Origin of the sequence: Saccharopolyspora sp. NPDC000359 (assembly GCF_040300525.1) — a bacterium.
Classification (GTDB): Bacteria; Actinomycetota; Actinomycetes; order Mycobacteriales; family Pseudonocardiaceae; genus Saccharopolyspora.
Window position 1 is genome coordinate 90107 of the sequence record NZ_JBEPDU010000018.1, and the last position, 25290, is coordinate 115396.

The 25290-nt window shown below is 72.1% G+C and carries 19 protein-coding genes and 1 pseudogene; 6 read left to right on the plus strand and 14 right to left on the minus strand.

Annotation, left to right across the window (positions count from 1 at the left end; genetic code table 11):
• Positions 1-26: 26 nt before the first annotated feature.
• Positions 27-611 (minus strand): TetR/AcrR family transcriptional regulator, encoded by a 585-nt coding sequence (locus tag ABT324_RS14385; protein ID WP_351176249.1) that lies wholly within the window; start codon positions 609-611, stop codon positions 27-29.
• A 1-nt stretch (position 612) separates the two neighbouring features.
• Positions 613-1947, minus strand: coding sequence for a glutamate-5-semialdehyde dehydrogenase (locus ABT324_RS14390; protein ID WP_351176251.1), 1335 nt, complete (start codon positions 1945-1947; stop codon positions 613-615).
• 101 nt (positions 1948-2048) lie between these two features.
• Here ABT324_RS14390 and ABT324_RS14395 point away from each other — a divergent pair, with 101 nt between their 5' ends.
• Positions 2049-4169, plus strand: coding sequence for a RecQ family ATP-dependent DNA helicase (locus ABT324_RS14395; RefSeq protein WP_351176253.1), 2121 nt, complete (start codon positions 2049-2051; stop codon positions 4167-4169).
• Here the strand turns inward: ABT324_RS14395 and ABT324_RS14400 are convergent.
• The 3 genes from ABT324_RS14400 to ABT324_RS14410 all read right to left on the minus strand — a co-directional run bounded on the left by ABT324_RS14400 (position 4166) and on the right by ABT324_RS14410 (position 6962).
• On the minus strand, positions 4166-5797 hold the full coding sequence (locus tag ABT324_RS14400) for a DUF885 domain-containing protein (protein ID WP_351176255.1): 1632 nt from the start codon (positions 5795-5797) through the stop codon (positions 4166-4168). The genes ABT324_RS14395 and ABT324_RS14400 overlap by 4 nt on opposite strands.
• Before the next feature lie 119 nt (positions 5798-5916).
• On the minus strand, positions 5917-6114 hold the full coding sequence (locus ABT324_RS14405) for a DUF397 domain-containing protein (protein ID WP_502949739.1): 198 nt from the start codon (positions 6112-6114) through the stop codon (positions 5917-5919).
• Positions 6111-6962, minus strand: coding sequence for a helix-turn-helix domain-containing protein (locus ABT324_RS14410; protein WP_351176257.1), 852 nt, complete (start codon positions 6960-6962; stop codon positions 6111-6113). Before ABT324_RS14410 ends, ABT324_RS14405 begins: the two co-directional genes overlap by 4 nt.
• 278 nt (positions 6963-7240) lie before the next feature.
• Between ABT324_RS14410 and ABT324_RS14415 the strand changes: the two genes are divergently transcribed.
• Together ABT324_RS14415 and ABT324_RS14420 are read left to right on the plus strand one after the other, a co-directional pair.
• Positions 7241-7459, plus strand: coding sequence for an HC3 family zinc finger protein (locus tag ABT324_RS14415; protein WP_351176259.1), 219 nt, complete (start codon positions 7241-7243; stop codon positions 7457-7459).
• 145 nt (positions 7460-7604) lie between these two features.
• Positions 7605-8882, plus strand: a complete 1278-nt coding sequence (locus ABT324_RS14420; RefSeq protein ID WP_351176261.1) for an MFS transporter — start codon at positions 7605-7607, stop codon at positions 8880-8882.
• 46 nt (positions 8883-8928) lie between these two features.
• Here ABT324_RS14420 and proB read toward each other — a convergent pair whose 3' ends face one another.
• The 4 genes from proB to rplU form a co-directional block, all read right to left on the minus strand.
• Positions 8929-10050, minus strand: a complete 1122-nt coding sequence (proB, locus tag ABT324_RS14425; RefSeq protein ID WP_351176263.1) for a glutamate 5-kinase — start codon at positions 10048-10050, stop codon at positions 8929-8931.
• A gap of 75 nt (positions 10051-10125) precedes the next feature.
• Positions 10126-11616, minus strand: a complete 1491-nt coding sequence (gene obgE, locus ABT324_RS14430) for a GTPase ObgE (protein ID WP_351176287.1) — start codon at positions 11614-11616, stop codon at positions 10126-10128.
• 165 nt (positions 11617-11781) lie between these two features.
• On the minus strand, positions 11782-12039 hold the full coding sequence (gene rpmA, locus ABT324_RS14435) for a 50S ribosomal protein L27 (RefSeq protein WP_351176265.1): 258 nt from the start codon (positions 12037-12039) through the stop codon (positions 11782-11784).
• A 14-nt stretch (positions 12040-12053) separates the two neighbouring features.
• Positions 12054-12362 carry a 50S ribosomal protein L21 gene (gene rplU, locus ABT324_RS14440; RefSeq protein WP_093152314.1) on the minus strand — a complete coding sequence of 103 codons (309 nt, stop codon included), beginning with the start codon at positions 12360-12362 and terminating at the stop codon, positions 12054-12056.
• 409 nt (positions 12363-12771) lie between these two features.
• On the opposite strand from rplU, the gene ABT324_RS14445 reads away from it, so the two are divergent.
• The 3 genes from ABT324_RS14445 to ABT324_RS14455 all read left to right on the plus strand — a co-directional run bounded on the left by ABT324_RS14445 (position 12772) and on the right by ABT324_RS14455 (position 18768).
• Positions 12772-14475, plus strand: coding sequence for a hypothetical protein (locus ABT324_RS14445; RefSeq protein WP_351176267.1), 1704 nt, complete (start codon positions 12772-12774; stop codon positions 14473-14475).
• The gene (locus ABT324_RS14450; protein ID WP_351176269.1) at positions 14472-15482 is read left to right on the plus strand and encodes a glycosyltransferase family 2 protein; all 1011 of its coding nucleotides are present in this window, start codon (positions 14472-14474) and stop codon (positions 15480-15482) included. Before ABT324_RS14445 ends, ABT324_RS14450 begins: the two co-directional genes overlap by 4 nt.
• A 64-nt stretch (positions 15483-15546) precedes the next feature.
• Entirely contained in the window at positions 15547-18768 is a 3222-nt protein-coding gene (locus ABT324_RS14455) for an arabinosyltransferase domain-containing protein (RefSeq protein WP_351176271.1), read from the plus strand.
• Positions 18769-18826: 58 nt separating this feature from the next.
• Here ABT324_RS14455 and ABT324_RS14460 read toward each other — a convergent pair whose 3' ends face one another.
• The 5 genes and pseudogenes from ABT324_RS14460 to ABT324_RS14480 all read right to left on the minus strand — a co-directional run bounded on the left by ABT324_RS14460 (position 18827) and on the right by ABT324_RS14480 (position 24991).
• Positions 18827-19225, minus strand: coding sequence for a carboxylesterase family protein (locus ABT324_RS14460; protein ID WP_351176289.1), 399 nt, complete (start codon positions 19223-19225; stop codon positions 18827-18829).
• 184 nt (positions 19226-19409) lie between these two features.
• Positions 19410-20324: pseudogene (locus ABT324_RS14465) on the minus strand (carboxylesterase family protein); the annotation flags it as partial.
• Positions 20321-20944, minus strand: coding sequence for a TetR/AcrR family transcriptional regulator (locus ABT324_RS14470; RefSeq protein ID WP_351176273.1), 624 nt, complete (start codon positions 20942-20944; stop codon positions 20321-20323). The gene ABT324_RS14470 and the pseudogene ABT324_RS14465, both read right to left, overlap by 4 nt.
• A gap of 126 nt (positions 20945-21070) precedes the next feature.
• Entirely contained in the window at positions 21071-24031 is a 2961-nt protein-coding gene (locus tag ABT324_RS14475; protein ID WP_351176275.1) for a translation initiation factor IF-2 N-terminal domain-containing protein, read from the minus strand.
• Between the two features lie 165 nt (positions 24032-24196).
• The gene (locus ABT324_RS14480) at positions 24197-24991 is read right to left on the minus strand and encodes a TIGR03936 family radical SAM-associated protein (protein WP_351176277.1); all 795 of its coding nucleotides are present in this window, start codon (positions 24989-24991) and stop codon (positions 24197-24199) included.
• Positions 24992-25290 lie beyond the last annotated feature (299 nt).

Consider the following 25290-nt stretch of genomic DNA (forward strand, 5'->3'; position numbering starts at 1 on the left):
GACCCCCGGTTACCCGCACCTACCGATCACCTTTCGTCCGGAAGGTCCGTCCGTTCCAGCAGCACCGAGATCCCCCGCGTGACGTGCCGCGCCACGGCGTCCGGATCGGCCTGCGCCAGCGGGCTCTTGCCCAGCACCGACCGGACCATCCCGATCCCGAACAACCACGCCAGCACCAGGTCCGCGCGCAGCTCGGCGTCCTCGGCGTCGGTCAGCTCCGCCAGCCCGGCGGTGTAGCGGGCCCCGAGCTCCTCGCGGAGCACGTGCGCGGCGCGCTCGTCGCTGTAGGAGCGCAGCATCGCGGCGATCGGATGCTCCTCCCCGCTGAGCTGGTCGGCCGACAGCAGGCCGTCGAGGATGCGGCGCGGGAGCCCCTCGGGCGGCTGCCCGGCGATCAGCTCGGTGCTGTTGTGGTCGAGCACCGCGGCGAAGAGTTCCTGCTTGGAGCCGAAGTAGCGGAACAGCAGTGCCTGGTTGACCCCGGCCCGCGTCGCGACGTCGCGCACCGTCGTCGCGCTGAAGCCGCGCTCGGCGAACAACGCCGACGCGGCCTGCAGCAGCGCTTCCTTGGTGGCGGCCGAGTCCCGCTTGCGGCGCGGGCCCCCGGTCAACTCAGCTCCCCGGGCAGGAGCTCGGGCCCGCCGGGGCGCTGCCCGGCCGCACGTGCCCGTCGCCGAAGGCCAGCCACTTGGTCGAGGTCAGCTCCGGCAGCCCCATCGGCCCCCTGGCGTGCAGCTTCTGCGTCGAGATGCCGATCTCCGCGCCCATCCCGAACTCGCCGCCGTCGGTGAACGCGGTGGAGGCGTTGACCATGACCGCGGCCGCGTCGACCTGCGCGGTGAACTGCCGAGCGGCGCGGACGTCGCTGGTCACGATGGCCTCGGTGTGCCCGGAACCGTGCTCGCGGATGTGCTCGACCGCGGCGGGCAGCGACCCCACCACGGCGGCGGCGATGTCCGCGGACAGGAACTCGGTGTCCCAGTCCTCGTCGGTCGCGGGCACCACGTTCGCACCGCCGACGGCCACCACCTGCTCGTCCCCGTGCACGGTCACACCCGCACCGCCCAGCTCGGCGATGGCGCGCGGCAGGAACTCGGCCGCGATCGCCTGGTGCACCAGGAACGTCTCCGCGGCGTTGCACACGCTGGTGCGCCGGGCCTTGGCGTTGAGCAGGATCCGTAGCGCGGTGTCGATGTCGGCGCTCGCGTCGACGTAGACGTGGCAGTTGCCCACCCCGGTCTCGATCGCGGGCACCGTCGCGTTCTCCACCACGGCCGCGATCAGCCCGGCCCCGCCGCGCGGGATCACCACGTCCACCAGGCCGCGCGCGGTGATCAGGTGCTGCACCGAAGCCCGGTCGTGGCACGGCAGCAACTGCACCGAATCGGCGGGCAACCCGTGCTCGACGACCACGTCGGTGAGGATCCCGACCAGCGCGGTGTTGGAGTTCTCCGCCGACGACGAGCCGCGCAGCAGCACCGCGTTGCCCGCCTTGAGGGTGAGCCCGGCCGCGTCCACCGTGACGTTGGGGCGCCCCTCGTAGACGATCCCGACCACGCCCAGCGGCACCCGGACCTGCTGCAGCTGCAGGCCGTTGGGCAGCACGCTGCCGCGCATTACCTCACCGACCGGGTCCGGCAGCCCGGCCACCGTGCGCAGGCCGTCGGCCATCGCCTCGACGCGCTCGGTGCTCAGGCCCAGCCGGTCGATCAGGCCCTCCGACATGCCTGACTCGCGTCCGCGGGCCACGTCGAGCTCGTTGGCGGCGAGCACCTCCGGGGCCCGCCGCACCAGCGCGTCGGCCATCGCGTGCAAAAGCGCGTCCTTGGTGCTGCGGGTGGCCAGCGCGAGCTCCGCGGCCGCTCGCTTCGCCCGGCGCGCCGCGTCGCGGACCTGGTCCCGCAGCTGCTCGCCGGACGCCTTACCTGTGGTCGTGGTCGTGGTCACCGCCCCAGACTAATCCGTTCGGCGACCGGACCAGCACCGGATTTCGCACCGTCCCAGCCCCCGGACGACGCACGTCAGGGTCGTCCGGTAGGAATCGGGGCGTGGACGAACACGCGCTTCGCGAACTCGCCGACGAACGACTCCGCGCGCTGGCCGGGCCCGAGGCGGCACTGCGCGAGGACCAGTGGAGCGCGATCCGCGCCCTGGTGCTGGAGCGCCGCCGCGCGCTGGTCGTGCAGCGCACCGGCTGGGGCAAGTCGGCCGTGTACTTCATCGCCACCGCGCTGCTGCGCGAGCTCGGCGAGGGCCCGACCGTCATCGTCTCCCCGCTGCTGGCGCTGATGCGCAACCAGGTGGAGGCCGCAGCCGCCGCCGACGTGCACGCCGCGACGATCAACTCGGCCAACCCGGAGGAGTGGGCCGACGTCGAGGAGCGGGTCGCCGCCGGTGAGGTGGACGTGCTGCTGGTCAGCCCGGAGCGGCTGAACAACCCCGACTTCCGGGACACCATCCTGCCCCAGCTGACCCAGGACGCCGGGTTGCTGGTGGTCGACGAAGCGCACTGCATCTCCGACTGGGGTCACGACTTCCGCCCGGACTACCGGCGGCTGCGGACCCTGCTGACCGAGCTGCCCGAGGGCGTGCCGGTGCTGGCCACCACCGCCACCGCCAACGACCGCGTGGTGCAGGACGTCGCCGACCAGCTCGGCGTCGGCGGCGAGCACACCGACCCGCAGGAGACCCTGGTGCTGCGCGGCAGCCTGGACCGGGAGAGCCTGCGGCTGGGCGTGGTGCGGCTGCCCAGTGCCGAGGCGCGGCTGGGGTGGCTGGCCAGCCACCTCCGGGAGCTGCCGGGTTCCGGGATCATCTACACGCTGACCGTGGCCGCCACCGAGGAGATCTCCGCCTACCTGCGGGACCAGGGCTACCAGGTCGCCTCCTACTCGGGCCGCACCGATCCGGCCGAGCGGGAGCAGGCCGAGGCCGACCTGCTGGCCAACCGGGTCAAGGCGCTGGTGGCGACCTCCGCGCTGGGCATGGGCTTCGACAAGCCCGACCTCGGGTTCGTCGTGCACCTCGGCGCGCCGTCCTCCCCCATCGCCTACTACCAGCAGATCGGCCGCGCCGGTCGTGGCGTGCAGCGGGCGGAGGTCTTGCTGCTGCCCGGGCCGGAGGACCGCGACATCTGGAGTTACTTCGCCTCGCTGGCGTTCCCGCCGGAGCCCACCGTGCGCGCGGTGCTCGACGCGCTGGCGCAGCACGGGAAGATGTCGACGGCCGCGCTGGAACCGCACGTGGAGCTGGGCCGCAGTCGGCTGGAGATGGTGCTCAAGGTCCTCGACGTCGACGGCGCGGTGCGCCGCGTCAAGGGCGGCTGGGAGCCCACCGGCGAGCCCTGGCACTACGACGCCGAGCGCTACCAGCGCATCGCCGCCGAGCGCAGGGCCGAGCAGCAGGCGATGCTCGACTACCTCGCCACGTCCTCGTGCCGCATGGAGTTCCTGCGCCGCCAGCTCGACGACCCGCAGGCCGCGCCGTGCGGGCGCTGCGACAACTGCACCGGCTCCGGCTACTCCGGCGACGTCGACGACCAGGCGGTGCAGCAGGCGGAGGAGCGGCTGCGCAGGCCTGGCGTCGAGGTGTCGCCGCGCAAGATGTGGCCCAGCGGGATGGACGCGCTGGGCGTTCCGCTGTCCGGCAAGCTGCCCGCCGACGAGCAGGCGAGCACCGGCCGGGCGGTCGGTCGGCTCACCGACATCGGCTGGGGCAACCGGCTCCGCGAGCTGCTCGCCACCGGCGCCCCGGACCAGGAGCTGCCGGACGACCTGTTCCAGGCGGCGATCAAGGTGCTGGCCGCCTGGGACTGGGCGCAGCGCCCCGTCGGCGTGGTGGCGCTGGGGTCGCGGACGCGACCGGTGCTGGTGCGCAGCCTGGCCGAGCGGATCGCGGGCATCGGGCGCCTGCCGCTGCTCGGTGAGGTGCTGACCAACCCGGCCACCACCCCGCGCAGCGCCACCAACAGCGCCCAGCGCGTCGCGTCGCTGTGGTCGCAGTTCAAGGTCCCGGAGGAGCTCGCCACCAAGTTGTCCACACTGGACGGTCCGGTGCTGCTGATGGACGACTACGCCGACACGGGGTGGACCGTCACGGTGGTCAGCCGGCTGCTCCGCCAGGCCGGGGCGCCCGCCGTGCTGCCCTTCACCCTCGCCACCACGAGCTAGCCGGTCCAGTCGGCGACCAGCAGGTCCAGGACCGGCATCGGGAGGGCACCGCTGCCCAGCACCACGTCGTGGAAGGCGCGCAGGTCGAAGTCCTCGCCCAGCGCGGCCCGGGCGCGCTCGCGCAGCCGCTGGAACTCCAGCCTGCCGACCATGTAGGACAGCGCCTGCCCCGGCATCTCCAGGTAGCGGTCGGTCTCGGACTGGACGTCGACCTCGGGCAGCACGGTGTGCTCGCGCAGGTAGTCCACGGCCTGCTGCCGGGTCCAGCCGAAGGCGTGCAGGCCGGTGTCCACCACCAGCCGCGCCGCCCGGAGCGAGTCCGAGGCGAGCATGCCCAGGCGGGCGAGGTCGTCGGTGTACCACCCGGCCTCGTCGGCGAAGCGCTCGGCGTACAGGCCCCAGCCCTCGGCGTAGGAGTTGACCCAGGCGTACTGCCGGATCTCCGGCACCCCGGTCAGCTCCTGGGCGAGGGTGACCTGGAAGTGGTGGCCGGGCACGGCCTCGTGGAACGCGGTCGCCTCGGCGAGGAAGCGCGGGCGCTGCTCGGCGAGGTGGGTGTTGGCGAAGTAGGTGCCGGGGCGGGAGCCGTCGGGCGGACCAGCCAGGTAGTACGCCACGGGGGCGCTGGGGGCCAGCTCCGCCGGGACCGGTTCCACCTGGCAGTGCTGGGCGGGCAGGGTGCCGAACCACTCCGGTGCCGCGCTCTCCGCCCGCTCGATCGCCGCCCTGGCGGCGTCCAGCAGCTCCTGCCCGTCGGACCAGCGCAGCGCGGGGTCGGTGCGCATCCGCTGCTGGACCTCGGCGGCGGTGCGCAGCCCGAAGAGCCGCGAGCCGATCTCCGCGTACTCCTCGGCGAGTTCCGCGACCATGTCGATCCCGGTCCGGTGCAGTTCTTCCGGGGTGCGGTCGGTCGTGGTGTGCATCCGGGCCTGTGCCGCGTAGGTCGCCGCGCCGTCCGGCAACCAGCACAACCCCGCGCGCTCGTCCGGGCGCGCGTGCTCCTGGACCTCGTCGCGCAGCACGTCGCGGTACGCGGCGAAGGCCGGGCGCACCACACCCGCGAGCAGCTCGTCGCGCTTGGCCGCGGCTTCCATCGGGACCAGGTGCAGCGGGTCGGACTCCGGCGCGGCCAGGTGCGCGTCCAGGTGCTTGACGGCCTCCCGCACCGCGCGCGCGATCGGCAACCGACCAGCGGAAACGCCGAGCCGGAGGCGTTCTGCCCCCTGGGCCAGGAACTCGGGGATCGCCGCGAGGCGGGTCAGGAAGTCCTGCTCCTGCCGCGGGTCGCTCGGGCGCGTGCTGGCCAGCACCATCAGCAGCTTGCCCAGCGGCGAGGTCTCGCTGTCGTGCACCGTGTGCTCGACGATCCGGGAATCGATCCGGGTGATCACGGATTCGGCCTGCTGCACCACGACACCGAGCGTGATCCGGTCGTCCCCGGTGGCCTCGATGCGGCCTGCAGCGGCGATGATCGCGGCCGCGCGCTCGCGCAGCGCGCGCTCGGTCGCTTCGGACAAGTCGTTGAGGCGGTCCCGCGTACTGGGCAGATCCACGAGCAGTTCGTTCAGCGGATCAGCGGCAGCGATCAGCTCGAGGGCTTCGTCGGCGAGTTCGTGCACTGTCGTCACTTCGACAGTCTGCCGCCGCGCACCGCAGCACTTCGCCCGATCGGGCCGAAACGGCGCAACTCTTCGCAAAGTTGCCAGCCGGTGCACGGTGCCCCCTCCCCGCGGGGCACCGCAGGACATCAGCCGTCGAACCGGCCGGAGCGGATCCCGGCGACGAAGGACCGCCACTGCGCACCGGAGACGGTGAAGTACCCGCCCGCCCGGTGCTTGGAGTCCCGGACCGCCGCGCCCTCACCGCAGCGGCCGACCTCCACGCAGTCGGTTTCCTGCGCCGACCTGCTCGACTTCCGCCAACCGACCGGTTGTGCCGTAATCACGCAAGAGCCTCCATCTCGTCCGCACACTTCGTGATGAACGCGATCGACTCGGCGTCGTCCATCGCGAACGAGAGCAGGGTAGTGATCGCTTCCAGGTATTCCTGCGCTAGTCCGGGGTTGTAGAGGAAGGCGGAGGAGCGGTAGTGCTCCAGGTGCACGATCGGCTGGGCTTTGGGGAACTCGAACACCACGAACGGGCCGACGTGGCCGGGGTGCCAGGTGGTGCAGCCGCTGGGTAGCACCCGCACGTCGATGTTGGGCCACTCCGCCAGGTCCGCCACCCGGTGCAGCTGCTCGGCCATCACCTCGTGCCCGCCGATCGGTTCGCGCAGCGCGTTCTCGCTGATGATCGCGGTCAGCTCCGGCGCGTCGCGGGCGGCCAGTACCTCCCGGCGGCCGAGGCGCATGAGCACCAGCTTCTCCACCTCCCCGACCGGCTTGCCGCGCATCACCGCCCGCGCGTAGTCGGAGGTCTGCAGCAGGCCGGGGACCAGGCCGGTGGCGACGTTGGTGATGCGGGTGGCGGTGCGCTCGAACTCGATCAACGCGGTGAGCTCCTGCCGGACCCCCGCCCGGTCCGCGGTGAGCCAGTTCGGCGCGTCGGCGTCACGCGCCATCTCGACGAGTCGATCACGTTCAGTAGCCGAAACGCCCAACGCGGTCACGAAAGCGGCAACCACTTCCGGCGACGGCACGGACCGCCCGGTCTCGTAGCGCATCAGCTTGACGTGGTTGGTGTCGAGCTCGTGTGCCAGCGCACGCAGGCTCCGACCGACCGCTTCCCTGGCTTCGCGCAGCTCAGCACCGAGCGCGCGGGCCTTCGGCGTACCGCCGGTGGTACGGGTCATGCAACAAGCGAAACAGAATTCAGCGCCGGTAACTACTACCTGTTCAGGTAATTGGCCCCGCGTTTCAGTACCACCAGAATGGTACGCGCGACGACGAACGACCAGGAGCACCACATGTGGACACCGCCCGCCGCGGCGACCAGCGCCCCGACCGCGCGAGCCGCCCGGCCCACCGGTTCCGCTGCCCCACCGACGTCTCGCCACCGAACCCGGCTGCCAGGACGCGACCCACTCGCGGTGGTCGCCTCCAGTCGACTTGGAACAGGCGGTGATCGCGCATGCCACACCCGTTTCGCTGGCAACCCGGCGAAGGTCAGCGGCACGCCACGCTGAAACCACGCCCGAAGGGCGGCTTCCCGGACGACGCGCAGATCGAGACGTTGTGCGGCGCGCAGATCACTGTGGACAACTCCGACGTGGCGTGGCTGTGGACGACCTGCCCGGAGTGCAACCGGGGCGCGCACGAGCTGACCGGGACCCCGATCGTGCCGCGCTGAGCGAGCGCAAGCACGTCCCACCAGCTGAATCCGGATCTTCCTAACCGGCGGCGCAGACCGTACTGTGTCGTCACCCGTTCGAGGTCCGGAGCGCATGGACATGCCTCCAGGACGCGGGCGTCCTGCCACGACACCGGAGGATGCGATGTCCCAAGGCACGGCGACGACCGGCGAATCCCGGCTGCCCATGCGCACCCTGGTCGCGGCGAGCATCGGCAACGCCGTGGAGTGGTACGACTGGACGGTCTACACCGCGTTCAGCGTCTACTTCGCGCACGCGTTCTTCCCCGGCGAGCTCGCGCTGATCAACACCCTGGCCACGTTCGCGTTGGCGTTCTTCTTCCGCCCGCTCGGTGGCTGGCTGCTCGGCCGGTTCGCCGACCTGCGCGGTCGCAAGACCGCGATGCTGGTGACCATCTCGCTGATGGCCGGTGGGTCGCTGGCGATCGGCCTGCTGCCCACCTCCGAGACGATCGGGTGGGCCGCAGCGGTCCTGTTGGTGCTGGCGCGCGTCGGCCAGGGCCTCTCGCTGGGCGGCGAGGTGTCCAACGCCTCGGCCTACCTGGCGGAGATCGCCCCGGCGGCCAAGCGCGGCCGGTACTCGGCGTTCTTCTACATCTCGACCGGGACCGCGCTGCTCATCGCCTCACTGCTGGGCTTCCTGCTGACCGCCGTGCTCACCGAGCAGCAGCTCACCGACTTCGGGTGGCGCATCCCGTTCATCATCGGCGGCGTGCTCGGCCTGCTGGGCATCTGGTTGCGCCGCACCCTCGAGGAGACCGAGCAGTTCGAGGAGAACCAGGCCAAGGCCAAGGCGCTGAAGAATCCACTGTGGATCACGCTGACGAAGCACCCGAAGGCGGTCGGGCAGCTGGTGGGCTTCAGCATGCTCTCGACGCTGTGCTACTACACGTTCTTCAGCGCGCTGACGCCGTTCGCGGTGAACAACCGCGGCGCGGACGCCACCGACGTGTTCCTGGCGCTGTCGATCGCGACCGCGCTGTTCATCGCCCTGCAGTACCCGGTCGGCGCGCTGTCGGACCGCTTCGGCCGCAAGCCGCAGCTGCTGGTCTGGTCGGCGGCCACGGCCATCCTCATCGTGCCGTTGTCCAGTCTGGTGCGCCCCGGCTTCTGGAACCTGCTGGTGGTCTTCTGCGTCGGCATCGCGCTCTACACCGCGATGACCTCGATCGCCCCGGCGGTCATGTCCGAGCTGTTCCCGACCGAGCTGCGCGGCCTGGGCATCGGCGCCTGGTACAACCTCACCGTCGCGATCTTCGGCGGTACGGCACCGCTGGTCATCCAGGCCCTGGCCCGCTACGAGCTGTCCTCGCTGTTCTTCTGGTACCTCGCGGTCGGCGCGGCGATCGCCTTCCTGGTGATCCGCACCCTCCCCGAAACCCGGGCCACCGAGCTCCGCTGACGGGTGGTGCGTCGGCGACCAGCAGGGCCCCACTCATCGGGGCAGCTCAGCGCAAGGGGACGAGGTCGTCGGCGTGGACGACCTCCCGGCGCTGCTCCGGCGGGAGCTGGTGGCTGGAGCGGCCGATGAGGTCCGGGAGCTCCGAGGCGTCGTAGGCGACCACGCCGCGGGCCACCACCACGCCGGACGGGTCGATCAGCTCGACCACGTCACCGCCGTCGAAGGCGCCCTCCACCGCGGTGATGCCCGCGGCCAGCAGGGAGCGGCGGCGCTTGACCACCGCCGCGACCGCGCCGTCGTCCAGCCACAGGCGCCCGTTGGCGTCGGCCGCGTGCGCCAGCCAGAAGCGGCGGGCCGACAGGCGGTTGCCCGTCGCCGCGAAGGCGGTGCCCACGTCCGCCGGGCCCAGCGCGCGCTCGGCCTGCGCGGCCGAGGTCAGCAGGACCGGGATGCCCGACGAGCAGGCGACCCGGGCCGCCCCCACCTTCGAGGCCATGCCGCCGGTGCCCAGGCCGGAGGCGCCGGTGCTGCCCGCCTGCACGCCGACCATGTCCGCGTCGCCGTTGACCTCGCGGATCACCGAAGCGCCACCGCGCCGCGGATCCCCGTCGTAGAGCGCGTCCACATCGGACAGTAGGACCAGGGCGTCCGCGCCCACCAGGTGCGAGACGAGGGCGGCGAGCCGGTCGTTGTCACCGAAGCGGATTTCGGTGGTGGCCACCGTGTCGTTCTCGTTGACCACCGGCACCGCACCCAGCCCCAGCAACCGGTGCAGGGTGCGCTGGGCGTTGCGGTAGTGACCGCGGCGCATCACGTCCTCCGCGGTGAGCAGAACCTGGCCGACCCTCAACCGGTAACGCGAGAAGGACTCGGCGTAGGCGTGCGCGAGGGACTGCTGGCCGACGCTCGCCGCCGCCTGCTGGGTTGCCAGGTCACGCGGCCTGCGGCGCAGGCCGAGCGGTGCGAGCCCCGCCGCGATCGCACCCGAGGACACCAGCACAACCTGGCAGCCGGACGCCACCCGCCGGGCCAGCGAGTCGACCAGCGCGCCCAACCGCTCGGTGTCCAGGCCGCCTTCCGCCGTGGTGAGCGACGAGGAACCGACCTTCACCACGATCCGCTGCGCGGCCGCAACCGCCTTCCGCGTCGCCGAGAGCTCCTCGCTCACCGACCCGCCCTCCTCGGTGTTCTCGCGGGGCGTCCGCGCCCCGTCGGTCGCGTCGGTGAGATGCGAACGCGACCGTCACTCGTCGTCCTGGTCCTCCAGGAACCGGCCGGACTCGTCCAGCGAGCTGCGGCGCGCCTTCTTCGCGGCCTTGCGTTCGCTGGCCGAGACCCGGTCGTCGTGCTCGATGCGCAGGTCGGTGCCGCGACGGCCGAGCACGCTGGCCACGCCCGCCGGGGTGGACGGCTCCCAGTCGAAGGTCATGTTCCCGATGGTCACCTGGCTGCCGGGCTCCGCGCCCTGCTTGGCCAGCGCGTCCTCCACGCCCAGCTTGGCCAGCCGGTCCGCCAGGAAGCCGACCGCTTCGCTGTTGTTGAAGTCGGTCTGCCGCACCCAGCGCTCCGGCTTCTCGCCGCGCACCACGTACGCGTCCTCGAACTCGGGGTCCGGCTCGACGGTGAACCCGCCGTCGTCGACCGCGGTCGGCCGGACCACCACGCGCGCCGGCTCCGGCGGCGGCAGCTGCGCCCGGTAGCGCTCCACCTCGGCGGCCATCGCGAAGCTCAGCTCCCGGAGGCCGTCGCGGGAGGCGGTGGACACCTCGAACACCGGCCAGCCGCGGGCCTCGACATCACCGCGCACCAGCTCGGCCAGCTCGCGGGCCTCCGGCACGTCCATCTTGTTGAGCACCACCATGCGCGGGCGCTCAGCCAGGTCGACGCCGCCCTGTTCCGCCTTCAGCGCGGGCGTGTACTGCGCGAGCTCGTGCTCCAGCGCGTCCACATCGGACAGCGGGTCGCGGCCGGGCTCCAGGGTGGCGCAGTCGACCACGTGCACCAGGACGGCGCAGCGCTCGATGTGCCGCAGGAAGTCGAGGCCGAGGCCGCGGCCCTCGCTGGCACCCGGGATGAGCCCGGGCACGTCGGCCACGGTGAACACGGTCTCGCCCGCGGTGACCACGCCCAGATTGGGCACCAGCGTGGTGAACGGGTAGTCGGCGATCTTCGGGCGCGCTGCGGACAGCACCGAGATCAGCGACGACTTGCCCGCCGAGGGGAAGCCGAGCAGGCCCACGTCGGCGACCGACTTGAGCTCCAGCACCAGTTCCAGCTGCTCCCCGGGCTCGCCCAGCAGTGCGAAGCCCGGGGCCTTGCGCGCCTTGGACGCCAGCGCCGCGTTGCCCAGGCCACCGCGCCCACCGGCCGCGGCGACGAAGGTGGTGCCGACGCCGACCAGGTCGGCCAGCACCTCCCCGTCCGGGCTCATCACCACGGTCCCGTCCGGCACCGGCAGCACCAGGTCCTCGCCCTGGGCGCCGTTGCGCATGCCACCCCTGCCCGGCTTGCCGTTGGCGGCGCTGGCGTTGGGCCGGTAGTGGAAGTCCAGCAGGGTGTGCACGCCCGGGTCGACGACGAGCTGCACGTCACCGCCCCTGCCGCCGTTGCCGCCGTCCGGCCCGCCCAGCGGCTTGAACTTCTCCCGGTGCACCGAGGCGCAGCCATGCCCGCCGTCGCCAGCCGCGACGTGGATGGTCACGCGGTCAACGAACCGCGACACGAATGCCTCCAGGAAGATCGAGCCGAGCCGGGCTCGGCGGTAGCACGCTCTGACCTGGTTCAACGACGGCGGAGCCGCCCGTCTTCCCGCGATCCAGGTCCGGGAACAGCAACGAGGGGCGGGCCGGACTAGCCGGACCCGCCCCTCGTCGGGAAGAACTCGCAGTCGAGAGCCGGATCAGGCCTCGACCGGCTTCACGCTGACGGCCTTGCGGCCGCGGTAACGCCCGAACTCGACGGTCCCGGCGGACAGCGCGAACAGGGTGTCGTCGTTGCCGCGACCCACGTTCAGACCCGGGTGGAACTTGGTCCCACGCTGACGGATCAGGATCTCGCCGGCCTTGACGACCTGGCCGCCGTAGCGCTTCACCCCGAGGTACTTGGGGTTCGAGTCGCGGCCGTTCCGAGAGCTGGATGCGCCCTTCTTGTGTGCCATGACTACTCAGGTCCTCACTTGTTGATGCCGGTGACCTCGACGCGGGTCAGCTTCTGGCGGTGACCCTGCCGCTTGTGGTAGCCGGTCTTGTTCTTGAACTTGTGGATGCGGATCTTGGGGCCCTTGGTCTGCTCGACCAGCTTGCCGGTCACCGACACCTTGGCCAGCGCGTCGGCGTCGGTCGTGACATCGGTGCCATCGACGACCAGAAGTGCCGGGAAACTGACCTCGGAGCCCAGCTCGCCCTCGAGCTTCTCGACCTCGACGACGTCTCCGACAGCCACCTTGTACTGCTTGCCGCCGGTCTTGACGATCGCGTACATGAGTCGGAAGTCTCCTGCTGCTCGGTTTCGCTACTTTCACCAGGTCTGCGGCGGACGTCCACCCCGACCCAGGAGTCGGGGATTCCTACCACGCCGCTGGTGCAGCGCCTCGGTGGGGTTCCCGTCCCAGCAGCGCTGGAGCACCGCTCGAAACAGGCGTTTTCTCTCTCCGCTCGTCCGGCGGCGAGAAGTTCTCACCCATCATACAGACCGCTTTCCGGGTCCCGATCGGCCGGGGCCGCCGCAGGCGGCGCGCACGGCTGCTGGACCCAGCGACGGGCGAGCCGCGACAGCGTAAGGCGCTCCGGTCGACGTGGTCAAACCGACCCCTGCCGAAAGAAGGTGCCGGGCCCCCACGATCGCTTGCTACGGTAGGTCGCCGTTCTACTTGATCTGGGGAAACACGTTCGTGACTGACATCGCACCGGGGACCGAGCGGGACGAGCACGCCGCCTCCGGGCCCGCTTCGCGCCCAAGTCCGCTGCACCGGTTCGGCCCGCTGCTGCTCGGCCTGTCCGCGGTCGTGCCGCCGCTGCTGATGCTCCGGGAAGTGCTGCGCTACCCGCAGATGCACTTCTACGACTACTGGTGGGTGCTGCTGGACCTCACCAACGACGACGGCACGCTGCGCCCGGAGGCGCTGCTGGGCTTCCGCAACGAGCACCCGTTCGTGCTGCCCAGCCTGCTGTTCTGGCTCAGCGCGCGGTACGGGAACGGGCTGAACCAACCGCTCGGTCTGGTGATCACCGCCTTCGGCGTGGTCAGCGTGCTGCTGGTGTGGGCGATGCTGCCGAAGGAGCTGAACCGCTGGCAGCGCGCCGGGCTGGTCGCGGCCACCTCGACGCTGGTGTTCAACCCGCACGGCATCCACAACTACGTCCGCTCGATGAGCGGCGCGTCCTGGATTCTCGCCCTGATGCTGGTGCTCGCCGCGCTGCTGGCGGCTCAGCGCGGGCACCGGGTGTGGGCGATCGTCTTCGGCCTGCTGGCCTCGATCAGCTACGGCACCTCGTTCGCGGTGTGGCCCGCCTTGGCGCTGATCGCATGGTTGCGCGGGGACCGCCGCCGGTGGGCGGCGGCTCCGATGGTGGTCGGGGTCGTCGTGGTGCTGTCGTGGCTGGTGCTGCGCGGCCCGCAGGGCGGCGGGGGTGCCTCACCGACCGACGACCCGGCGCAGGCGCTGCTGGCCGGGCTGAGCATGCTCGGCATGGTGTGGACCGGCACCGAACCGGCGATCGCGCTGATCGCGGGCGTGGTCGGGCTGGCGGTGCTGGTGGCGCACGCACAGCAGACGCCGGAGCAGCGGCGCAGCGCGGCGCCCTGGTGGGGCTTGGCGGTCTACGCCGTCGGCTGCGCGGTGATGATCTCCGGTTCGCGCGCCGCGTTCGGCGAGACGGCCGGGCTGCAGAGCCGGTACAACAGCATGACGGCCGCGCTGTGGATCGCGCTGCTGGTCATCGTGGTGGCCTGGCCCAAGCTGCCGAAGCTGCGCACCGTCACCGTCGCGGGCACCGTGCTGGCCACCGTGGCGCTGGGCGCGCCGATGGCGCAGAGCGTCCGGGCCGACGCGCCGAACCAGGACCTGCTGGCCACCGCCGCCCGCATCGGGCACCCGGACGCCTTCATCGACCGGTTCCCGGAGCCGGACCGGCTGCTGCCGCGCCTGCGGGCGCTGGGCCACTACCCGTTCTCCCCGGAGTTCACCCTGGGCTGCCCGGACGGCCTGGAGATCGGCGACCGGGTCAGCACCGCGAACTGGCGCACGCCCAGCCAGGACGCGTTCCGCGAGCCCCGCCCGAACGGCCGGGACGTGGTGCTCAACGTCGAGACCGACCAGGTCCAGGGCGGGGCGCGGATGCTCAAGGGCTGGGCGATCTCCGGCATCGAGCGCGCCAGCTGCGTGGCGGTGCTCGACCAGAGCGGCACCGTGATCGGCGGCGGGGTGGTCGACATCCCGCGCTCCGACGCCGAGGCGCAGACGCCGGGCATCGAGATCGGGCTCGGCTTCGAAGCGGTCGCGCCCGCCCAACCGGGCCTGCTGCGCGTCGCGTTCCACTTCCCCGACGGCTGGTGGATCCGGCCCCTCACCGAGAGCCCGCAGGTCAAGCCATGACGAACCCCGCGTTACCCCAGGTGTCGCTGCTCGCCCCCGCGAAGAACGAGCAGGACAACCTGCCCGAGCTGTTCGCCCAGGTCAGCCAGGCCATGGCGGCGCAGGACCGGACCTGGGAGCTGGTGGTCGTCGACGACGGCAGCACCGACGGCAGCTGGCAGGTGATCGGCGAGCACGCGGCGCGGGACCCGCGGATCCGGGGCATCCGGCTGCGCCGCAACTTCGGCAAGGCCGCCGCGCTGGCCGCCGGGGTCGCCGAGGTCCGCGGCGAGCTGCTGGTCACGCTGGACGCCGACCTGCAGGACGACCCGGCCGAGATCCCGCGGCTGCTGGCCGAGCTGGACGCGGGCGCCGACCTGGTCAGCGGGCACAAGGCGAACCGGCAGGACCCGCTGGGCAAGCGGCTGCCGTCGAAGGTGTTCAACTGGTTCACCGGGCTGATCACCGGCCTGAAGCTCTCCGACCACAACTGCGGGCTCAAGGCCGCGCGCACCGAGGTCTACCGGCGGGTGCCGCTGTACGGGGAGCTGCACCGCTACATCCCGGCGCTGGCGCACCAGCTGGGCTACCGGGTCGCCGAGCTGGCCGTACACCACCGACCGCGGCTGCACGGCAAGTCCAAGTACGGCCTGGAGCGTTACCTGCGCGGCGCGCTGGACCTGCTCACGGTGGTCGCGCTGACCCGGTACGGGCGGCGCCCGGCGCACCTGTTCGGCGGGCTGGGGATGCTGGCCGGGACGATCGGCACGCTGATCCTGCTGTACCTGACCGGTGTGTGGTTGTTCACCGACCAGCCGATCGGCACCCGGCCGCTGCTGACGCTGGGCATCCTGCTGGAGATCTTCGCGGTGCAGATGATCTCGGTCGGGCTGCTCGCCGAGCTGGTGCTGCACCGCACCGGCCGGGACCGCGACGTCGAGGTCCTCGTGGCCGAGCAGACCGCGCTGACCAGCACGGATCCGGAAGAGCAACTACCGGCTGGTAACGACGTGGGGTCCGGGCGGTAACGGCGCGCTCACCGCCGGGGGTGCACTCGTCGCACTGCGATCACACCCCCGTAAGGTGCTGCGCGTGCACTCGGCGAAGCGACTTCGGCTGTCTGCCGCAATCCTCGGACTGGTCGGGACGGTGCTCGCGCTCCTGATCCCGTTCCTCCCGGTCAACCACGACATCGGCACCCTGCGGTGGCCGACCGCCGAGGGCACCAGATCGGTGTCCGCGCCGCTGGTCGCCTACTCACCGCTGTGGCTGGACGCGGAGGTGCCGTGCGCCGCCGTGCGGAGCCTCGACGAGCGCACCGACGGGCCCGGCATGCTGCTGAGCACCAACCCGCCGTCCTCTGACTTCGGCAAGCTGACCGGCCTGGTGCTGCAGGTCGACAACGGCCAGGTCGCGCTGTTCTCCAAGGGGCAGCAGGTCAGCACCGCCGACCTGCCGGCCGGTGACTGCACCATCGCGCTGCGCGCCGACGCCGAAGGCACCACCGCCACCGTCGGCGGCAAGCAGTGGGCGCACGTGCTCGGCGACCAGCGACCCCAGCTGACCGGGATCTACTCCGCGCTGGACAACGCGGTCGACGACGTCCGGGGCCTGTCCTTCGAGGCCCGCGTGGACAACCGGTTCAGCACCGAGCCGACGGTGCTGAAGGTGGTCGTGATGGCGCTGACCGTCGCGGCGTTCATCGGTTCGGTGGTGTGCCTGCGGCGGCTGGACGTGCGCGCCGGGCGGCGCCCACCGCGCCTCGCCCCGGCCGGGTGGTGGAAGCCGACGCTGCGCGACACGGCGGTGTTCCTCACGCTGGGCGTGTGGTGGTTGGTCGGGGCGATGACCTCCGACGACGGCTACGTGCTCAGCATGGTGCGCTCGGAGCAGAGCGCCGGGTACGTCAGCAACTACTACCGCTGGTTCGCCAACCCCGAGTCACCGTTCGGGTGGTTCTACGAGCTGTACGCGCTGTGGGTGCAGGTCTCCACCGCGACGCCGTGGGTGCGGTTGCCCGCGCTGCTGATGGGCATCGTCTCCTGGCTGCTGATCAGCCGCGAGGTGCTGCCCCGGCTCGGCCAGCAGGTGCGGCGCTCCAACGCCGCCGGGTGGGCCGCCGCCGCGGTCTTCCTGGCCTTCTGGCTGCCCTACAACAACGGCCTGCGCGCCGAGCCGGTCGTGGTGCTGTTCTCGCTGCTGGCGCTGTGCGCTGTCGAGCGCGCGGTGGCCACCGGGCGGCTGATGCCCGCCGCGCTGGGCCTGGTGGGCGCGGCGCTGTCGGTCGGTGTCAACCCGCACGGCCTGGTCGCCGTGCTGCCCTACATCGCGGCGATCAAGCCGCTGTACCGGCTGGTGCGCAAGCGGGCGCAGGAGTTCGGCTGGCTGCCGGTGCTGGCCCCCATCTCCGCGTCCGGGTTCGTGATCCTGACCCTGGTCTTCTACGACCAGACCTTCCGGTCGGTGCTGGACTCGATGGAGCTCAAGACCACTTTCGGCCCCAACGGCCGGTGGTACGAGGAGCTCAGCCGCTACAGCCTGCTGTTCAGCCAGAGCCCGGACGGGTCGCTGACCCGGCGCTTCCCGGTGCTGCTGGTCATCCTGTGCCTGGTGACCTGCGCCGTGGTGCTGCTGCGCCGCAACCGCATCCGCGGGGCGGGGCTGGGCCCGAGCCGGCGCCTGCTGGCCATCGCCGCGATGTACTTCGGCGTGCTGGCCCTCACCCCGACCAAGCACACCCACCACTTCGGCATCTTCGCCGCGGTCGGCGGTGCGCTGGCCGCGCTGACCGCCCTGGCGACCAGCACCACGGTGCTGCGCTCGCGGCGCAACCGGGCAGCGTTCGTGGCCGGGCTGATGGTCATCCTGGCCTTCGCCGCCACCGGGCCCAACGCCTGGTGGTACGTCTCGGGCTGGGGCATCCCCTGGTTCGACAAGCCGCCGTCGATCAAGGGCTACAACTTCAGCACGCTGTTCCTGGTCTTCGCCGCGGTCGCGGGCGTCATCGCGCTGATCGAGCACCTGCGCATCGACGAGAACAACCCGAAGGTCGTCGACGAGCGCTGGGACAGCCCGGAGAAGCGCAGCCGCGCGCTGCGGCTGGGCACCGCGCCGCTGTCGGTGCTGTGCGCCCTGCTGGTGCTCGGCGAGCTGGCGGCCTTCGGCAAGGCCATCCAGAAGCAGGAGGGCACATACAACCTCGGGGTGGACAACGTCAAGCAGTTGGCCGGGTCCAGCTGCGGGCTGTCCGACTACATCGACGTGGAGACCGACCCGCGCGACGGCGTGCTGCCGGTGGCGCCCGAGCAGCCGTCGCAGGCGGCGCCCGTGCGAGACAAGGCGGTGCCGGTCCCGCCGAAGCGCCTGGTCGGCCGCGAGACCGCCGAGCAGTACCTGCAGCCGAAGGAGACCGGCTTCGCCCGGCCCGGCGTACCGGACAACGGCACCGACCCGGAGGAGCCGAGCTGGCGGCCGCCGCACCAGTTCGGCGACGACGAGGCCCCGGCGTGGGGCAGCTACGACGAGGCCGGGCTCGGCACCGGTGAGCTGCGCACGCCCTGGTACGACCTGCCGCCGGAGGCGCTCAGCGGTGAGGTGCCGGTGGTGGTGGGCCTGGCCGGTGCCGAGACCGGGGCGAACTCGGTGGTGCTGGAGTTCGGCCGGGACACCGAGCGCGGCTTCGAGATCACCGGCCGCTACGCCGTGGAGCAGGGCCCGCCGCCGGGCTGGCGCGACCACCGGTACACGCTCGGCGCCGAGGCCGAGGGCGCCACGAAGATGCGGCTAGTCGCGGTCGACCAGGCGCTCGGCGCGGACGGCTGGCTGGCCGTGACCGCACCGCGCGTGCCGAAGCTGACCAACATGACCCAGCTGGTCGGTGGCGCTCCGGCGTTCGTGGAGTGGCCCGCCGCGCTGGTCCACCCGTGCCTGCGGATCTCCGGGCTGTACAACGGCATCGCCGAGGTGCCGCACTTCCGGGTGTCGGCCGGTGAGCTGGTGCGCGACGTCGGCGAGGGCTGGTCGTCGCCGGACGCGGGCGGGCCGTTCGGCTGGCTCAACGTGGCCTCCAGCGTCCGGGAGCTGCCGACCTACCTGCGCGGGGACCCACAGCAGGACTGGGGTTCGCTCTACGTCGTGCACCCCTACGACGCGGACGCGCTCCCCGCGGAGGCGGCGCTGGACATCCGGCCGGAGACGCACTGGGGCACCTGGTCCCCGGGGCCGCTGACCCAGGCGGTGCAGCTGCCGGGCGACGTGCCCAGCTCCGACGACCGGACCGACATCCCCACCTTCGACACGCCCGAGCAGGACTGATCAACGCCAGGGGCCCCTCCCGGCCAGCTGGTCGGGAGGGGCCCCTGGCGTTCCGGCGTCAGCTGGTCCAGAAGTCCAGCCGGTGCTCGGCGGCGAAGTCGGTGCGCCCGATCCGCGCCGGGTGCAGCGACTGGACGTGCGGGTCGGTCGCCGTGAAGCGGGGCCAGGCGGCCAGCTCGGGGCCGTTCGGGTCGCCGCTGCGCGCGAAGTTGGCCCAGTACCGGTGCATCGTCGCCGCCAGCTGCCACTGCGCTGGGGTCAGCGGCGCGGGCGCGCCGATGTCGAACAGGTACGGCAGCACGGCGGCGTGGTGCGCCCCGGGCTGGAAGTCCTCCGGGAACGGTGCGACCGGGGGAGCACCGCGGTCCGCGAACTCGTAGACGTAGGTGGGGGTGTTGGCGTTGAGCACCTGCGCGAGGTCCCAGAGCGAACGCGCCCAGGCCGCGTCGTCGAGCACGGTCGACCACGCCAGGCTCGACGTCGCGTGGTCCTCCAGCGGGTACGCGCGCGACCTCCTCCGCCCGCGCGTCGAAGCTCTCCACCAGCAGCTTGCCGTAGCCGTCCTCGGTGACCGGCTGACCCGCGCCGTCGAAGAGCAGTCCGACGAAGAACCTGGCCTCGTCCCGGGCGTTTCCCGCCAGCACCGGGACGCGGTGGAAGCGACCGGCCGACAAGGCCTGCACCGGCGACTCCGGCAGCACCTCGTTGCCGAACACGGGCGGGGCGAACGCCGAGGTGAACTGCAGCAGCTGCTCCACCGGGAGGGCGCGCAGCTGGTCGACCGGGTCCCCGCCGCCTGGGCGCACCCAGCCCAGTTGACCGACCAGGTGCTCGGCCATCCCCTCGAGCTCCGCCACGGGCAGCCACATGGACGGCATCGCCGGGGACCCGGGCACGAAGAGGTTCGCCGGAGGCCGCATGAGCGGGAATCCGCTCTGCACGATCGCCCGGTGGAACAGGTCCGCGGAGCCGGGGGCCACCAGGTGCGCGCTGACGCTGAGCCCGCCGTAGGACTCGCCGAACAGGGTCACGTTGCCCGGGTCGCCACCGAACCCGGCGATGTTGCGCTGCACCCAGCGCAGCACCGCCTGCTGGTCGGCGATCCCGAACGAGCCGCCCGACAGTCCCGGGTAGCCGAAGTTGCCGAAGATGCCCAGCCGGTAGTTGGCGGTCACCACCACGACGTCCTCGGCGACCGCCAGTCGGCGCGCCCCGTACATCGCTCCCTCGCCGTTGGTCCCACCACCACCGTGCAGCCACACCATGACCGGCTTGGCACCCGCGGTCCGCGGCGAGGTGACGTTGAGGAACAGGCAGTCCTCGACCACGCTGCCCGCGCCGGAGTAGGGCTGCGGGAGCTGCGGGCTCGGGCTGCCCGGCTGGGTCGCGTCCCGCACCCCGGCCCAGGGCTCGACGGGCTGCGGCGCGCGCCAGCGCAGCTGACCGACCGGCGGCGCGGCGTAGGGGATGCCCTGGAAGAGCCGGTGGTCGTCGAAGACCAGGCCGCACACCCACCCGGAGTCCAGCTCCGCGGTGTCGTTGGCGGCGTTGCTCATGACTCCTCCTGGCGGGCCTGGGTGGCGAGGTCGAAGGTGGTGACCAGCTCGCGGGCGTAGCTGTCGGCGTCGGTCTCGATCTCCGTGCCGAGCCGCATCGCGACGCCGTCGAGCGCGTGGCGCACCGCCACCGCCATGACGTGCGGGTCGAAGTCGCGGAACTCGCCCGTCCGCTGACCTGCGCGGAACAGCTCCTCGAGGGCTCCGATGTCGCGCTGGTGCAGCGGCATCACGGGCTGGTCGTCGCGGTGGTTGATGAGAATCTCGGTGAGCGCCCGGAGCTCGCGGTGGTGCGTGCGGTAGAAGTCCACGCTGGCCTCGATGAACGCCCGGAGCTGCCCGCGCGCCGTGTCCGCCGCCACGACGCGGGTCCCCACCAGCTCCTCGGCCGTCCCGTAGACGCTGACGGCGACCTGCCGCATGAGCTCGGCCTTGTTCTCGAAGTGGTAGGAGATCATGCCCGTGCTGCTCAGCCCGGCGCGCTGGGCGATCTGCCCGAAGGAGGCCTTCGGGTAACCGAGGTCGACGATCGCCTCGACGGTCGCGGCGACGATCTGCGCCCGCCGCCCCCGCTCGGTGAACGACCTCCCCTGCTCATCCGAGCCAGAGTTTGCTCGCATGAGCAAAACCTAGCACGGTTGAGCAAACCAGCACGCGTGCTCCCCGCCGCGCGCGACCAAGGCCTGGAAAAGCGGGATGGCCGACCCGTTCGAGAACGGATCGGCCATCCCAGCTGCTACGTCAGCTCAGCCCTCGACGGGCGGACCAGCGGGCCGCGACGCGGCCCGGCGCCGCGCCCGGCGAACCGGCGCGGCCGGAGCCACGTCGGCCACGCCGTTGTCGGTCGACTGCACCGGCTCGGCGGGCTTGCTGATCACCATCGGCGCCACCGAAGCGCCAGCGCTCCCCGCGGCCCGCGTCGCCTTCCGGCGCCGCCCGTTGGCGCTCGGCTCCGCCGCCGCGGCCTCCGGCCGCTCGACCGGCTCCGCCTTCGCGGGCTCCGGCTTCGCAGGCTCAGCCTTCGGCGCCTCCGCCTTCGGCTCCGGCTTTACCTCGGCCTTCGGGGCCTCGACCTTCGGCTTCTCCGCCTTCGGGACCTCAGCCTTCGGCGCTTCGGCCTTCGCCTCCGCGGCCTTCACCGGCTCCGCCTTCGGCTCCGCAGACTTCGGCTCCGCAGACTTCGTCGCTTCCGCGACCTTCGCCACCTCGGCCTTGGCGGTCTCCGCCTTCGCCGACTCGGTCTTCGCCGACTCCGTCGACTTCGCCTCCGGCTGCTCGGCGTCCTGCTGCTTGCCGCGGTTGCGGTTGCGGCGGGAGCCGTTGTTGCCGTTCCCGCCACCGCCGCCGTGGCCGCCGTTCGCGTGGTGGGTCGGCTCGGTGGAGACGAGCAGGCCGCGGCCTCGGCAGTGCTCGCAGGTGCTGCTGTAGGCCTCGAGCAGGCCGGTGCCGACCCGCTTGCGGGTCATCTGCACCAGTCCCAGCGAGGTCACCTCGGCGACCTGGTGCCGGGTGCGGTCCCGGCCCAGGCACTCGGTGAGGCGGCGCAGCACCAGGTCGCGGTTGGACTCCAGCACCATGTCGATGAAGTCGATGACGATGATGCCGCCGATGTCGCGCAGCCGGAGCTGGCGGACGATCTCCTCGGCCGCTTCCAGGTTGTTGCGGGTGACGGTCTCCTCGAGGTTGCCGCCCGAGCCGGTGAACTTGCCGGTGTTGACGTCGATGACCGTCATGGCCTCGGTGCGGTCGATCACCAGGTAGCCGCCGGAGGGCAGCCAGACCTTGCGGTCCAGGGCCTTGGCGATCTGCTCGTTGATCCGCTGCTCGGTGAACACGTCGTTCTTGCCGACGTGCTTGACCAGCCGCTGCGCCAGGTCGGGCGCCACGTGCTGGACGTAGGCCTCGATGGTGTCCCAGGCGTCGGGGCCCTGGACCGTCATCTGCGAGAAGTCCTCGGTGAACAGGTCGCGGACGACCTTGATCAGCAGGTCCGGCTCCTCGTAGAGCAGCTGCGGGGCCTGCGCACCGGGAACCTCGGCCTTCTCCTTGATGACCTCCCACTGCGCCTGCAGCCGCCGCACGTCGCGGTCCAGCGCTTCCTCGCTGGTGCCCTCGGACGCGGTGCGGATGATCACCCCGGCGTTGTCCGGGACGATCCGCTTCAGGATCTCCTTGAGGCGCTTGCGCTCGTTGTCCGGCAGCTTGCGGCTGATGCCGGTGGCGCCGCCGCCCGGCACGTACACCAGGAAGCGGCCCGGCAGGCTGATCTGAGTGGTCAGCCGCGCGCCCTTGTGGCCGACCGGGTCCTTGGTGACCTGCACCAGGACGCTGTCCCCGGTCTGCAGCGCCTGCTCGATGCGGCGCGCCTTGCCCGCCAGGCCAGCGGCGTCCCAGTCGACCTCACCGGCGTAGAGCACCGCGTTGCGGCCGCGGCCGATGTCGACGAAGGCGGCTTCCATGCTGGGCAGCACGTTCTGCACGCGGCCCAGGTAGACGTTGCCGACCAGCGAGCCGGAGCCCGAGGAGGTCACGAAGTTCTCGACCAGGACGTTGTCCTCGAGCACCGCGATCTGCGTCTGGTCGCCGTTCTGCCGGACCACCATCTTGCGGTCGACCGACTCGCGGCGGGCCAGGAACTCGGCCTCGGAGAGCACCGGGGCGCGGCGGCGACCGGCCTCGCGGCCGTCCCGGCGGCGCTGCCGCTTGGCCTCCAGGCGGGTCGAGCCCTTGACCGCGCGGACCTCGTCGTCGCTGCTGTCCTGGCGGGGCTGCTCGGGGGCCGGCTCGCGGACGTGCACGACGGTGTTCGGCGGGTCGTCCTCGCGGTTACCGGTCTCGTCCTCGGAGGTGCCCTTGCGGCGGCGCCGACGGCGACGGCGACGGCTCGTCTCCCCGGCGCCCTCGGACTCGGCGGCGGGCTGCTCCTCGGCGGACTCCTCCTCCGCGGGCTGCTCGGCGGCCTCGGCGGAGGTCTCCTCGGTGCTGTCCGACTCGCCCTCACCGGTCTCGGCGTCGGCGCCACGGCCGCGACCGCGGCCCCGGCGACCGCGCCGCCGGCGGCGGCGACCGGAGCCCTCGGAGTCCTCGTCACCCTCGGCGGACTCGGCCGGGGCTTCGGCCTTGGTCTCGGCCTCGGCGGGCTGCTCCGCCGGGGCGGGCTCCGGCTCGGCCTTCGACTCAGCTTTCGACTCGGCCTTCGGCTCGGGCCGCGACTCCTGCGGCGACGGGGCCAGGAACATCGCTTCCGGTGCGGCGAAGACCGGGGTCAACCCGGTCCGCGCGCTGCTCGGGACGGGTTCGTCCGCGGCCGCCGCGAACTGCGCGGCGGGCACTGCGGGCGCCGACTCGGCAGCAGGCTCCTCGGCGGCTGACTCCTCCGCAGCGGGCTGCTCGGCCTGCTCCGGGGCGGACTGCTCCGCCTCGGGCTGCGCGGGTTCCGCCGGGGTCTCCGACTCGTCCACCAGCTCCGGGTTCATGGCCTGCACGACCTGCAGCGCCACCTCCCGGGTGATGTTCGACTGGGCGCTGCGAACCGATTCGCCGATCGACTCCAGCGTGTTGATGATCTCCCGGCTGCTGGACCCCAGCAGCTTGGCCAGCGCGTGCACGCGGAGCTTGGCGGGCAGCTCGATGGTGCCCTGCTCTGCTCCGGTAGGTGTGGGCGATTGCCCGCTGGCGCTTCCAGCGGGCGTATCCGTGTTCAACATCCAGCTCCTCCGCCCCCGGGCGCGTCCGGGTGGACGCGGCCGCACAGAGGCATGTGCGTTCTTCGGTCTCCGCCGCCCGCGGGCGGCGGCAATTCTGGTGTCCCTCCGCCCCGAACCTTCAGGCCGGGAAGTCACACGGCGGGTCGACGACGTCCGCGCCGTCCGTCACCCGGCCGTGGGCTCCCCCGCCGGACTCCGCTCGGCGCCTGAGTCCTGGGCCAACGGGTCGGCGATGCCTCCCCCGTCGTCGAGCCGACCCTGTTCCAGCCGGGTCGCGCTCGCGGCGGCCGACGGTGCCAGACCGGCGACGACACGCAGGGCGCTCAGTACGTCGTCGGGTCGTACGACGGGTGTTGTCTGCCGCACGACCGTTACAAGTATCCCATACGGTTCCGATGCCTTCGGCCAATCGTCCACTTGGGCGGTCGCAGCAGAATTTTGATCACGCTGCGCAACCGCCTGGTGTGACTCCTGGACCTCGGCGCTGAGCAGCGCCGCGCGCGCGTCGATGGTGCGGCGACCGTCCTTGGTCATCCGCTCCACGAGCACGCTCTCGGCGGCCATCAGCGCCGCCACGGCGTCGCGCAGCTCGGCGACGTCCGTGCCGGGCAGGTCGATCCGCCACCGGCTCACCTCCAGCCGGTCCGCCAGCGCCCCAGGTTGGGCCACCACGGCATCGAGCACGTCGATGCCGTCGGGCAGCGCGGAGTTGAGCTCGGCGCGCAGCGCGGCCGGTTCCACCGGCTCCACGAGCTGCAGCTCCACGTACTCGGCCACGCTGGACACCCCGGTGGGCACCGCGCCCGCCCAGGACACCTTCGGGTGCGGGCTGAAGCCCTGGGAATACGCCATCGGTACCCCGGCCCGCCGCAGCGCGCGCTCGAAGGTGCGCGCCACGTCCCGGTGCGAGGTGAACCGCAGCCGCCCCCGCTTGGCGTAGCGCAGCCGCAGCTTCTGCACCGGTGGAGCCGAGGGATTCGGGTGATCTCGCCGACTCAGGATGCCCTCCCGACCATGATCGTCATCGGCGGTCCTCGCCGACCGCTCCGATGCCGATGCTTGCTTGCTCAACCGCAGTGTGACAACACCTGCGGGCCAGTTTTCGAAGGACCGTACCCCGCCGCGGGCCCCAGTACCGAGCTCCGGTTTCCCGTGGTCGCCGACCCGGCCGGGTCGGCGACCACCCCCTCGGCGGGCGTCAGCCCAGGTGGGAGGCCGGGTTGGGGACCCGGGCGCCCAGGCCGACCGGCGAGATAGGC

Coding starts and splice junctions, on each gene's coding strand:
- ABT324_RS14410 (WP_351176257.1), bottom strand. CDS start 6,962: ATGACCCGTACCACCGGCGGTACGCCGAAGGCCCGCGCGCTCGGTGCT.
- ABT324_RS14415 (WP_351176259.1), top strand. CDS start 7,241: ATGCCACACCCGTTTCGCTGGCAACCCGGCGAAGGTCAGCGGCACGCC.
- ABT324_RS14420 (WP_351176261.1), top strand. CDS start 7,605: ATGTCCCAAGGCACGGCGACGACCGGCGAATCCCGGCTGCCCATGCGC.
- rpmA (WP_351176265.1), bottom strand. CDS start 12,039: ATGGCACACAAGAAGGGCGCATCCAGCTCTCGGAACGGCCGCGACTCG.
- rplU (WP_093152314.1), bottom strand. CDS start 12,362: ATGTACGCGATCGTCAAGACCGGCGGCAAGCAGTACAAGGTGGCTGTC.
- ABT324_RS14450 (WP_351176269.1), top strand. CDS start 14,472: ATGACGAACCCCGCGTTACCCCAGGTGTCGCTGCTCGCCCCCGCGAAG.
- ABT324_RS14470 (WP_351176273.1), bottom strand. CDS start 20,944: ATGCGAGCAAACTCTGGCTCGGATGAGCAGGGGAGGTCGTTCACCGAG.
- ABT324_RS14475 (WP_351176275.1), bottom strand. CDS start 24,031: ATGTTGAACACGGATACGCCCGCTGGAAGCGCCAGCGGGCAATCGCCC.